Origin of the sequence: Pontibacter sp. BAB1700, from assembly GCF_000277005.1 — a bacterium.
In the GTDB taxonomy this organism is placed as follows: Bacteria; Bacteroidota; Bacteroidia; order Cytophagales; family Hymenobacteraceae; genus Pontibacter; species Pontibacter lucknowensis.
In genome coordinates this window covers 1-11,186 of record NZ_AKIS01000175.1, presented here as the reverse complement: position 1 = coordinate 11,186, position 11,186 = coordinate 1, and the positions used below count along the sequence as shown (strand labels likewise).

The 11,186-nt window shown below is 51.4% G+C and carries 10 protein-coding genes and 2 pseudogenes; 2 read left to right on the top strand and 10 right to left on the bottom strand.

The window, feature by feature from the left end:
• Positions 1-187: 187 nt before the first annotated feature.
• A pseudogene (locus O71_RS18170) lies at positions 188-1,171 on the bottom strand (PLP-dependent cysteine synthase family protein); the annotation flags it as partial.
• A 223-nt stretch (positions 1,172-1,394) separates the two neighbouring features.
• On the opposite strand from O71_RS18170, the gene sucD reads away from it, so the two are divergent.
• A complete protein-coding gene (gene sucD / locus O71_RS18165) occupies positions 1,395-2,288 on the top strand; it encodes a succinate--CoA ligase subunit alpha (RefSeq protein WP_007659826.1) in 894 nt (297 codons plus the stop codon).
• A gap of 83 nt (positions 2,289-2,371) precedes the next feature.
• On the opposite strand, the gene O71_RS27535 is transcribed toward sucD, so the two are convergent.
• Both O71_RS27535 and O71_RS18160 read right to left on the bottom strand, forming a co-directional pair.
• On the bottom strand, positions 2,372-2,506 hold the full coding sequence (locus O71_RS27535) for a hypothetical protein (protein ID WP_007659825.1): 135 nt from the start codon (positions 2,504-2,506) through the stop codon (positions 2,372-2,374).
• A complete protein-coding gene (locus O71_RS18160) occupies positions 2,503-3,318 on the bottom strand; it encodes a LysR substrate-binding domain-containing protein (protein ID WP_007659824.1) in 816 nt (271 codons plus the stop codon). The genes O71_RS27535 and O71_RS18160 overlap by 4 nt, the downstream gene beginning before the upstream one ends.
• Positions 3,319-3,520: 202 nt before the next feature.
• Between O71_RS18160 and O71_RS18155 the strand changes: the two genes are divergently transcribed.
• Positions 3,521-3,994: a Dps family protein gene (locus O71_RS18155; RefSeq protein WP_040574723.1), complete on the top strand. Its 474-nt coding sequence runs from the start codon at positions 3,521-3,523 to the stop codon at positions 3,992-3,994.
• A 90-nt stretch (positions 3,995-4,084) separates the two neighbouring features.
• Here O71_RS18155 and rny read toward each other — a convergent pair whose 3' ends face one another.
• The 7 genes and pseudogenes from rny to O71_RS24740 form a co-directional block, all read right to left on the bottom strand.
• Entirely contained in the window at positions 4,085-5,650 is a 1,566-nt protein-coding gene (gene rny / locus O71_RS18150) for a ribonuclease Y (RefSeq protein WP_007659822.1), read from the bottom strand.
• A gap of 119 nt (positions 5,651-5,769) precedes the next feature.
• On the bottom strand, positions 5,770-6,054 hold the full coding sequence (locus O71_RS18145; RefSeq protein ID WP_007659821.1) for a cell division protein ZapA: 285 nt from the start codon (positions 6,052-6,054) through the stop codon (positions 5,770-5,772).
• A gap of 90 nt (positions 6,055-6,144) precedes the next feature.
• Positions 6,145-6,441 carry a hypothetical protein gene (locus tag O71_RS18140; protein WP_007659820.1) on the bottom strand — a complete coding sequence of 99 codons (297 nt, stop codon included), beginning with the start codon at positions 6,439-6,441 and terminating at the stop codon, positions 6,145-6,147.
• Positions 6,442-6,443: 2 nt separating this feature from the next.
• Positions 6,444-8,860 (bottom strand): annotated as a pseudogene (gene pheT / locus O71_RS18135) (phenylalanine--tRNA ligase subunit beta).
• A gap of 290 nt (positions 8,861-9,150) precedes the next feature.
• Positions 9,151-9,783 carry a DUF1684 domain-containing protein gene (locus O71_RS18130; protein ID WP_007659817.1) on the bottom strand — a complete coding sequence of 211 codons (633 nt, stop codon included), beginning with the start codon at positions 9,781-9,783 and terminating at the stop codon, positions 9,151-9,153.
• A 40-nt stretch (positions 9,784-9,823) separates the two neighbouring features.
• Positions 9,824-10,453, bottom strand: coding sequence for a glycerol-3-phosphate dehydrogenase C-terminal domain-containing protein (locus O71_RS24745; protein ID WP_007659815.1), 630 nt, complete (start codon positions 10,451-10,453; stop codon positions 9,824-9,826).
• A partial coding sequence (locus O71_RS24740; RefSeq protein ID WP_007659813.1) for a glycerol-3-phosphate dehydrogenase/oxidase occupies positions 10,447-11,186 on the bottom strand: 740 nt, incomplete at its 5' end. The genes O71_RS24740 and O71_RS24745, both read right to left, overlap by 7 nt.

Here is an 11,186-nt window from a genome sequence, read left to right as displayed (position 1 = left end):
TAATTTTTTCATAAATACACTATACCCAGCTTGTAATAATACGCAAGCTGTCTATTCCAAGCTGACGTTTCTGAGAAGATGAAATAATACGGTACCCAAGGCTATGTATTTACCGCAGCACAAGGTACACAATTGAAAGCCTGAAACAAATTCTAAACTTCCAATTTCGTTATAACCAGATTGTTTAGTCGATATAGCCCTGCGAGCGCATCCAGTCGTCGTTGTAGATTTTACCCAGGTAGCGGGTACCATGGTCTGGCAGCAATACAACGATGACATCGTCCTCTGTCAGATTTTTCTCACGGGCATACTCCAATGCTCCGTACACGGCTGTACCGCTGGACCAGCCTACGAAGAGACCTTCTTCTTTGGCCAGGCGGCGGGTCATCACTGCACCATCTTTGTCAGTCACTTTCACAAAAGTATCGATCACGTCAAAGTCCACATTCTTGGGCAGGATGTCTTCGCCTATACCTTCAGTGGCATAAGAGTAGATCTCGTTCTCATCGAAAATGCCGGTCTCTTTATACTTCTTGAAAACAGAGCCATACGTGTCTATACCTATGGTGGCCAAATCCGGCTTACGCTCCTTCAGGTAACGCGAAATACCTGTTACGGTACCACCTGTGCCTACACCTGTGATGAAGTGCGTCACTTTGCCCGCGGTCTGTTCCCAGATCTCAGGACCGGTACTCTCATAGTGCGCTCTCCAGTTTGAGAGGTTGTCGTACTGGTTTGGGTAGAAGGAGTTTGGAATCTCTTCATTGAGGCGCTTAGCCACTGAATAGTATGAATCCGGATGGTCAGGAGACACATTGGTAGGGCACACTCTTACCTCAGCGCCAACAGCACGCAGAATGTCCATCTTCTCCTTGCTCTGCTTGTCGGCCAGCGTAAAGATGCACTTATAGCCTTTGGCGATCGCCGCCAATGCCAGACCCATGCCTGTATTACCGGAAGTACCTTCTATGATGGTGCCGCCCGGCTTCAGGATGCCAGCTTTCTCGGCGTCTTCGATCATTCTGATCGCCATGCGGTCTTTCACAGAGTTGCCTGGGTTCATGTATTCAACCTTGGCCAGCACTGTAGCCTTAATGCCATCAGTTACGTTGTTAAGCTTTACTAAGGGAGTGTTACCGATTGCTTCGGTTATATGATTCAGGTATTTCATTTAGATGCTTTTTTGAGATACGGGTGCAAAGGTACGTAATTAAAATTATACTTAACAGGTATAGCCACCTGCCTCCCGTACAACAGAAGGCATACCCGTTCCCGTTCCGCCGGCTGATTTAGCGCCTATATTAGCTTTAACTATTTTTTGGAAGCGCCACAAAAAAGGCTATTTTTGCACTACCTTATTTTAGACCATCATTCATCAACTTAATAAGATACACATGAGTGTTTTAGTAAATAAAGATTCGAAAGTGATCGTGCAGGGCTTCACCGGCTCAGAAGGCTCTTTCCACGCCTCTCAGATGATCGAGTACGGCACAAACGTAGTGGGTGGTGTTACACCGGGCAAAGGTGGCAACAATCACCTGGACCTTCCAGTTTTCAACACAGTGGAAGAAGCTGTAAAGAGAACTGGTGCCGATGTTTCTATCATTTTCGTGCCACCGGCTTTCGCTGCTGACGCGATCATGGAAGCTGCTGACGCGGGCATCAAAGTAATCGTTGCGATCACAGAAGGCATTCCTGTAAAAGACATGGTGATGGCCAAAAACTACCTGAAAGGCAAAGATGTGACCCTAATCGGTCCAAACTGCCCAGGTGTGATCACGCCAGGTGAGGCGAAGGTTGGTATCATGCCAGGTTTCGTGTTCAAGCCAGGTCGTATCGGTATTGTTTCTAAATCAGGCACCTTGACATACGAGGCTGCTGACCAGATCGTGAAGGCTGGCCTTGGTGTTTCTACTGCTATTGGTATCGGTGGTGACCCGATCATCGGAACGCCAACCAAAGACGCAGTACAGCTGCTGATGGAAGACCCTGAGACAGACGCGATCGTGATGATTGGTGAGATCGGCGGTAACTACGAGGCAATGGCTGCGAAGTACATCAGCGAAACTGGCAACAAGAAGCCGGTGGTTGGTTTCATCGCGGGTCAGACTGCTCCTGCTGGTCGTCGTATGGGCCACGCTGGTGCAATCGTAGGTGGTGCTGACGATACAGCTGCCGCTAAAATGAAGATCATGCGTGAGAACGGTATCCATGTGGTAGACTCTCCTGCTGAGATCGGTGCTACGATGGTAGAGGTGCTGAAAAGCGCTGGCATGATCAACGCTTAATTTGGTTAGCCATACCTGACTGCAGGTATAAACATAGAAACGGGCTGCTTCGAAAGAGGCAGCCCGTTTTTGTTTATACTCTTCTAACTCCCCCTCACTCCCACCACCTGCTCTTTCTTGCGGTTGCGGATGTGGGCAGGTATAGCCGCTACGATTTCCTGCTGCAGTGCTTCGATCAGTTTCTTTTTCAGGAAGCTGCGGTGCACGACCAGACTCACCTCCGCTGTGGCTGTGGCTCCTGGAAGGTGTGAACCAGCGCCTGTTTCTCTTCAGGTATATCCAGCACCGAAAGCTCCGGCAACAAGGTGAGGCCACGCTGTGTCTCCACAATACGCTTCAGCGTTTCCAGCGATCCGCTCTTGTAATCCAAATGCCCTGCGCCGCTTAGGCCGCTCCCAGACCGGTTGCAGATGTTGAGCACCTGGCTTCTGAAACAGTGTCCTTCGTTCAGTACCCACAGCTCGTCCAGATCAAGTTGCTCGGGGCTAATGGCTTTGCTTTGGGCCAGCGGATGGGCTGGGTTAATGTACGCTACAAAAGCCTCGTAGAACAGGGGAAGCTCTCTGATAGACTTATCCTCCAGTGGCGTCACCAGCAGTCCTACGTCCAGCAACTCATAGTTGAGCTTCTGCACGATTTCCTCCGTCAGCAGTTCCTGCACCACCAGCCGCACATCGGGGTACTTCTCCATAAAGCTGGTCACGAAAAGCGGGATCAGGTAGGGAGCAAGGGTCGGTATCACGCCCACCCGCAGCTCGCCGCTCAGTTCCTGCTTCTGGTTCTGTACAATCTCTTTGATCTTCTTCGCCTCAGCCACTACGATGCGTGCCTGGGCTATAACTTCTTTACCTAGCTCGGTCGGGCGCACCGGTACTCTGCTTCTATCAAACAGCTGTACTCCTAACTCCTCTTCCAGCTTCTGCAGCTGCATGCTTAGGGTGGGCTGCGTGACAAAGCAATGCTCCGCTGCCGTGGCAAAATGGCGGTGTGTATCTACCGCCAAAAGGTATTCCAATTGTACCAGTGTCATGTTAATAACCGTATAGTGGTAATATAAATGTATGTTGTAGTATACGTCTTCTGCCTCCGTCTATCCTTGTATCCAAGTGTCGCAACACCCTGCTAAGTTATAGAACATACCTATATATAAATAGACATAATTGATTTGATTGATAACCTAACAGGCTGTATATTTGTATATACAAACAATGAAAGATAAAACACAAAAAACTATGAATAAGCTAACGAATATCGGATTGGAAAAACAAGACTCTGTAGAGATTGCTGACAAGCTGAACGAGCTATTGGCTAACTATCACATCTACTATCAGAACCTGCGCGGTTTCCACTGGAACATTAAAGGGATACACTTCTTCCAGTTGCACGCCAAGTACGAGGAGCTTTACAACAATGCTCTGGCCCGTATCGATGCCTTGGCAGAGCGTATCCTAACGATCGGACAGAAGCCACTGCATACCTTCTCGGATTACCTTCGTGTGTCCAGCATACAGGAAACTTCGAACCTGAGCGGCGACCGTGAGACAGTGGAGGCAACGCATCAGAACCTTTCCGTAATCGTGAACCTGGAGCGCGATATTCTGGCTATGGCTGCAGAGCGCGACGACGAGGGTACAGTAGCACTTGTGAGTGAGGACATCAACGAAAACGAGAAGACGCTTTGGATGCTAAGAGCTTTCCTGAGCTAAGATAATAAGTGACGATTGGTTTTAGTTTAATGCAAAAGCCCCTCGCCTGTTACTGGCAAGGGGCTTTTTGTTTATACCTGATGCTATACCTTACTTGGCGTAGCTGATGGCTCTCATTTCGCGGATCACCGTGATCTTGATCTGGCCCGGGTACTGCATTTCCTTTTCGATCTTCTGGGAGATGTCAAACGAAAGCTGTGCGGCTTTTTCGTCGGTCACGTTATCGGCGTCTACCATGATGCGGAGCTCACGGCCAGCCTGAATAGCGTAGCACTGGTTCACTCCGTCAAATGATACGGCGGCTGCCTCCAGATCCTTCAAACGCTTGATATAAGACTCCATGATCTCGCGGCGGGCACCCGGTCTTGAACCGGAAATGGCGTCGCAAGCCTGAATGAGTGGAGAGATCATCGCGGTCATCTCGATCTCGTCGTGGTGAGCGCCGATGGCGTTGCAGATATCCGGATGCTCCTTGTATTTCTTGGCCAGCTCCATACCGATGATCGCGTGCGGCAATTCCGGCTCGTCTGGCGTCACTTTACCGATGTCATGCAACAGACCGGCACGTTTGGCGTGCTTCACGTTCAGACCAAGCTCGGCAGCCATAGTGGCACACAGGTTGGCTACTTCGCGTGAGTGCTGCAGCAGGTTCTGACCGTAAGACGAACGGAAGCGCATGCGGCCCACCATTTTGATCAATTCAGGGTGCAGACCGTGTATACCAAGGTCGATGGCCGTGCGCTCACCGATCTCCACGATCTCCTCTTCGATGTTTTTGCGGGTCTTGGAAACTACCTCCTCGATACGGGCCGGGTGAATACGACCGTCGGCTACCAGACGGTGCAGCGACAGACGCGCAATTTCGCGGCGAACCGGGTCGAAACCAGAGATGATGATCGCCTCTGGGGTGTCATCCACGATGATCTCCACACCTGTGGCGGCTTCGAGAGCACGGATGTTACGGCCTTCACGACCGATGATCTTGCCTTTGATATCGTCGCTTTCGATGTTGAATACCGATACGCAGTTCTCGATGGCGTGCTCCGCAGCGGTACGCTGGATGGTCTCCACCACGATCTTTTTGGCTTCTTTTGTAGCGGTCAGTTTGGCCTGGGCCACGATGTCCTTCACGTATGAAGAAGCATGCGACTGGGCTTCGCTCTTCAGGGCCTCTACCATTTGCTCGCGGGCTTCGGCTGCGGTCAGACCGGCTATTTTCTCAAGCTGAGCCACTACTTCGTTGTGCTGCTGTTCTACGTCTTCTTTGCGCTTTTTGAGCAATTCCAACTGGTGATCGAGGGCTTCTTTCTCCTTGTCGAGTTCGGCTTCGCGGCGCTTGGTTTGCTCCATCTGCTTGGCCACGTGCTGCTCGCGCTGCTTTACCTTGTTCTCGTTCTGGATGATGATGTTCTTTTTCTTGTTCGACTCTTCCTCGAACTCAGACTTCAGCTTCAGGAATTTCTCCTTCGCCTCCAACATGCGGTCTTTCTTGATGCTCTCGGCGTTGATCTCGGCCTCGCGGATAATGGATTTTGCCTTTTGGCGGGCGGCTTCTTCCTGCTGCTTGTATACCTTCTGCAGCATGACACGCCCTATGTACACGCCCACTCCGAGCGCTACAATGGCAGTGATTAAAATGAATAAAATATCGGGCATAACTATAAGCTTTTATGGTTTATAAAAACTATAGCAGTACCTGCAGCAGGACAGTGAAGTGGTTTTGCAAACCACACCGTAGTTAAAGAGGCTGCTTGGGAAGCCGCCTCGGAATATGTTTACTTACTTGATGATAAGAGATCGTCCAGTACGCTCAGTTGCTCTCCCACTTTAGCCAGATGGTTGTTTTTGTCATCCTCCAGTTTCAGCTTGTCCACCATGGTCTCAAAAGCCACCATGGCCAGCAAATCCTGCTTATCCTGTATGCCAAACTGGTCTTTGAAAAAGCGCAGACGCTCGTTCAAAAGTTTACCTACAACCCGAAGCCTTTCTTCTTCTTCTTCCTTCACCCGCATCGGATACTCGCGTTCAGCGATGCGAATCTTAATTGCTAATTCACCCATCCGTTGCGTTCTTTTGGCATAGGGCTACCTGGTTTCTTTGCTTTCCTGCAATGGCCAGCCGTATATCCGGCTTCGGCTCACTGCCTCCCGCTAGTCACGCAAGTAGGCGATACACTTATCAATTTCCCTTATATATTCGTTTAACTTCAGCTTTAACTCTGTCGAATTTGCAGTGTTTCCTGCTATCGCATCTACAATCTTAACAATATTCTCTTGATTTTGAAAATTTTTTATTTGCTGTTCTCTCTCTTCTAACAGCGCCTCCAACGATTTAATTTCTTCCTGAGCGGCGACAAGCTTGTGTAGCACGTCGTCGTGCTTGCTAAGAAGCTTGCGCACTTTGTCCTCAATGGACTGAAGCTGTTGCAGTTGTTTTTCTTTTGCCATAACTACTTGCGGATAATAGCTCCCAGCTGTTTCTCAAATTGCTGCATCAGGCGGTTCATAACGCCGTCGATCACTTTGTCGGTCAAAGTTTGCTGGCGATCCAGCAAAGTGAAGCTCAGGGCGTAGGCTTTCTTGCCTGCGGCTATCTTGTCGCCCTCGTACACGTCGAACACGTTTACGCCTTGCAAAAGCTTACGCTCGGTGCGAAGCGCCACTTGCTTTAGTTGCTCAAAGGTCAGGTTCCTATCCACAACCAGTGACAGATCGCGGCGCACTTCCGGGAACTTCGGTAGCTCCTCGGCCACCAGTTTATCTTTGTATTTCTTGAGGAGATAGTCCCAGTTGAGTTCGGCGTACCATACCTGCTCTTTCACGTCCATAGCTTTAGTCACAGCCGCGTCCAGCAAACCTACCTGCGCGATCACAGTGCCGTTCTTCACATAGGTGATACCCTGGCGCATGTAGCGACTAGCCTCCACCGGCTGTACTTCGTAGTCGGCGGCATTGAGTTTCTGTAACACGTTCTGCACCACACTGGCAAGGTCGTGGAATGCCACTTTCTGGGCAGGCTGCTTCCAGCTTTCGGCAGTAGTGTTGCTATCATGTATAGCGCCAGTTTACGGCTTTCTTTGTAGCCGTCCTCCAGCTGCTCGTATACCTTGCCGAGTTCGTATACCTTAAGGTCGCGTTGACGGCGGTTGATGTTGTAGCGCAGCACCTCTAAGCCAGAGAACACCATGCTCTTGCGCAGCACGTCAAGGTCTTCGCTGTTATAGTTGAGCACCTTCACGAGTCCAGCCGTCTCCTCTTCTCCGCCTGCGGCGTAGTACTTGGAGTTGGTGATGGAGTTGGTGATAATCTCGTGGAAACCGTTGGCCGATATATAGTCAAGTATAGTCTTGTTGATATCTTCCGGATAAGGCTTCGGGAAGCTGGCCATGTAAGTAGTGGCCATGTGCTCACTCACCTCAATGTTGTTGAAGCCGTAGATGCGCAGGATTTCTTCCACCAGATCCGCCTCACGGGTCACGTCCACTTTAAAAGGTGGCACCGACACGTGGAGGTTCTCCTCCGTTTCGCCTGTGATTTCTATACCTAGGTCTGTCAGAATGGCTTTCATGCGCTCGGCACCGATGTGCTGGCCGATAAGCGAATGGGCTCGTTCGATGTCCAGCGTCAGTTCTAAGTTTTGAACAGGCTGTGGGTATACATCTACAATTTCAGAGCTGATTTCACCGCCCGCTACTTCCTGCACCAGCAATGCGGCACGCTTCAGAGCAGTGATCACCATGTTTGGATCGGTACCGCGCTCAAAGCGGAAAGACGCATCAGTTTTGAGGCCATGTGCCATACCTGTGCGGCGGATATAATCAGGTGAGAAGTAGGCACTCTCAATGAAAATACTTGTCGTTTCGTCTGAAACACCAGACTCCTGCCCACCAAACACACCACCGATCGCCATTGGCTCCCCGGCATTGCAGATCATCAGGTCATTAGCCTTGAGCTTACGCTCCACACCATCCAGGGTCACAAACACACTGTCAGCTTCGGCAGTTTTCACCACAATCTTATCGCTTTTTATTTTGTCGGCATCGAAGGCATGCAGTGGCTGGCCCAGCTCATGCAGCACGTAATTGGTTACGTCCACGATGTTGTTGATCGGAGCCAGATCGATGGCACGCAGGCGCTTCTGCAGCCATTCTGGTGAGGGACCCACTTTCACACCACTCACGGTTACACCGGCGTAGCGCGGACAGGCCTCTGTATTTTCAATCACCACCTCGATCGGGCGGGAATTGTTATTCACTTTAAAATCTTCAACCGAAGGTAAGGTATAGGGCACACGCAACAGGGCTTTCAGGTCGCGGGCCACGCCTAAGTGCGAAGCAGCATCGGCGCGGTTTGGCGTCAGGCCAATCTCGAATACCTTATCAGAGCCAAGGCCGAAGTACTCGGCGGCTGGCGTACCGTTCGGCAGGTCAGTGTCGAGCACCATGATGCCTGCATGCGAGGTACCCACGCCAATCTCGTCTTCAGCGCAAATCATACCCTCGGAAGCGGCACCGCGTATTTTCGATTTCTTGATTTTGAAAGCCTCTCCGCCTGTTGGATAAAGTGTGCTATTCACGATCGCCACCACCACTTTCTGCCCGGCGGCCACGTTTGGCGCACCACACACGATCTGGCTCGGCTCACCTGTGCCGATGTCCACAGTGGTTATACTCAGGCGGTCGGCGTCAGGATGGCGCTCACAGGTCAGCACTTCGCCTATTACGATCCCCTCCAGGCCTCCTTTTACCTGATCGAAGTTGTGGATCGCCTCCACTTCCAGACCTGCGCCTGTCAGCAAGGCACCCGTTTCTTCAGCGGTTTTATCTATATGAATGAGTTGTTTCAGCCAGTCGAATGAAATCAGCATGGTTATTTCTGTTGTTCTGTAAGGTATAGCCCCGTTTGGTTGAAGCTAATTCCCAAAATTAAGGATTTTTCTTTGCTCTTCGACAAAAGACATCGGGACAAAAGCCTACATGTTCATAGAATTTTGGCCCAGGGACAGTTTCCCCGAAGCCATGTCACGCGAGATGCACTTCGTAATTAGCCCAATTGCTCTACTCCTGCCGCTCCTCTCAACACTCTTCCGGATTGCAGATCTTTGCCAGTTCATCGAAGTCATGCCAAGTGACAAGCTTCATGTCTTGCTGAAAGCCTCTACTCCACTACCGGATGTACTTTTTCGTAGTTTTTCTCGCCAGCCTCTACCGCTACGCTCAGGCGGTTCTCTTTGGGTGGCACGGGGCATACGTACTCAGGATTGTAAGCGCAGAAAGGGCTGTAGGCGCGGTTAAAGTCGAGCGTAGCCGTTGTAGCTCCTTCCTTGAACGGCACATCCAGGTAACGGCCGCCGCCATACGTGTCGAAACCGTTTGTTTTGTCGGTGAAGGGTACAAACAACTTTTCCTCCTGCTCTTTTACTTTTTTATAGAGTGTCAGGCGTTGCGGCTCACCGTGCAGTTCGAAATTGGCGATGGCATAGCGCAGGTAAGCCTCGGTGCTGCCGTTGGTCATGGGCATGTGCAGCGTGTCTTTTGGCTCAATTTCCTCCAGTTTCACCTTTACACGATAGTCGAGGTTGGGTTCGTAGTACACCAGATTGCTGAACATTCTGCGATCGGCCTCTTCAAAAGGGCTATTCGTGCGGCTCCGGAATGACAAGTCTTTGTCTTCACGCTCTTTCTGCAGTGGAATCAGGTAATTGTCGTCACTCATAAAGGACTCACGCACAAAATAAAAAAGTACCAGCGCGATGCCGGCTATGATAATGAGCTTAATAGGTCGTTGCATTGGGCCAGGTGATTTTGCTGCAATTTCGGAAAAAATTTCGTCAAAGTGCCCGCACGGCAGGCTTTTCGGTGGCTTGCGGCAGGTAGTGCTTCGCCAGCAACTCAAAGGCCACTACCTGCCCCCGCTGCCATCCCTCGTCACGCTTAAGCTCCCGGGCCAGGATAGTAGCTACTACAGGCGCCATTTCTATGGCAGCATGGACATCCAGGAACAGAATCCGCAACCGCCGCGCCAGCACATCTTCCACGGTGCGGGCCATTTCGTAGCGCACCGCCCAGACTACTTCAGCCAAGGTATAATTAAAACCAGGGTGCAGCTTTTGCGCCAGCTCAGGCTCCGACTGCATCAGAGCTTGCAGATCAGGCGCATCGTTGCCATAAGCGGACAGCCAGGATGGCAGTGAACTGCTCCGACCGCTTTGCTCAGGTATAGCACCATGGATGGGTAGCTCTTTGGTAATACAAGGTTTATCAGGTAAACCCGCTACCTGAATAGCCGCGTTCACGGTTTCTTCGGCCATCTGGCGATACGTGGTCCACTTCCCCCCTGTAATCGTGATTAATCCTGAAGATGCCACCAGCAGCTTGTGACTGCGGGAAATCTCCTTGGTATTGCCTGTTTCGCTGTCGGGAGCGGCTAAGGGGCGCAGACCGGCAAAAACGCTCAGCACATCCTGCCGCGTTGGGGCTTTCTGCAGATAAGCCCTGCCGTTTGCAGAATGAAGTTGATCTCAGCATCGAGCGCCACAGGCTCCAGACTCAGTTCCTGCAGCGGCGTGTCGGTGGTGCCGACCAGCACCTGGCCTTGCCAGGGTATGGCAAAAAGCACTCGGCCGTCAGGCGTTTCAGGTATCATCAGAGCTGTATCGCCTGGCAGAAAAGACTTGTCGAGCACCACGTGCACGCCCTGACTTGGCATCACCAGCGGTTTTTGGGCAGGCTGGTCAAATTGTAAAACCTCGTCCACGTACACGCCTGTGGCATTCACTACCGCTTTGGCGCGCAAGGTGTAGGGTCTGCCGCTTTCCACGTCCTGTGCTTCTACCCCTGTCACTTTCCCATCGGCACCTTTCATTAAGCCAGTCACACGAACATAATTCAGCACCGCACCGCCCTGTTCAGCACAGGATTGAGCGATGTTCAAGGCGAGGCGGGCGTCGTCGAACTGTCCGTCGTAGTACACAATGCCGCCTTTCAGCTTTTCGGATTTTATGGAGGGCATCTGGTTCAGCACGGCATTGCGGCTCCACCAGGAGGTGCGCCCCAGGCTGTACCTGCCCGCCAGCAGATCGTAGAGCGTCAGGCCCGTGCCGTAGAAAAAACGTTGCCACCAACTGTAACAGGGGATAACGAAGGGCTGCACCGACACCACATGCGGGGCGTTGCGCAGAAGGAGACCCCGCT

Excerpts from the sequence above, each read along its gene's own strand:
- O71_RS18155 (WP_040574723.1), top strand. The coding sequence starts at position 3,521 with ATGAATAAGCTAACGAATATCGGATTGGAAAAACAAGACTCTGTAGAG.
- O71_RS18145 (WP_007659821.1), bottom strand. The coding sequence starts at position 6,054 with ATGGGTGAATTAGCAATTAAGATTCGCATCGCTGAACGCGAGTATCCG.
- sucD (WP_007659826.1), top strand. The coding sequence starts at position 1,395 with ATGAGTGTTTTAGTAAATAAAGATTCGAAAGTGATCGTGCAGGGCTTC.
- rny (WP_007659822.1), bottom strand. The coding sequence starts at position 5,650 with ATGCCCGATATTTTATTCATTTTAATCACTGCCATTGTAGCGCTCGGA.
- O71_RS18140 (WP_007659820.1), bottom strand. The coding sequence starts at position 6,441 with ATGGCAAAAGAAAAACAACTGCAACAGCTTCAGTCCATTGAGGACAAA.
- O71_RS18130 (WP_007659817.1), bottom strand. The coding sequence starts at position 9,783 with ATGCAACGACCTATTAAGCTCATTATCATAGCCGGCATCGCGCTGGTA.
- O71_RS18160 (WP_007659824.1), bottom strand. The coding sequence starts at position 3,318 with ATGACACTGGTACAATTGGAATACCTTTTGGCGGTAGATACACACCGC.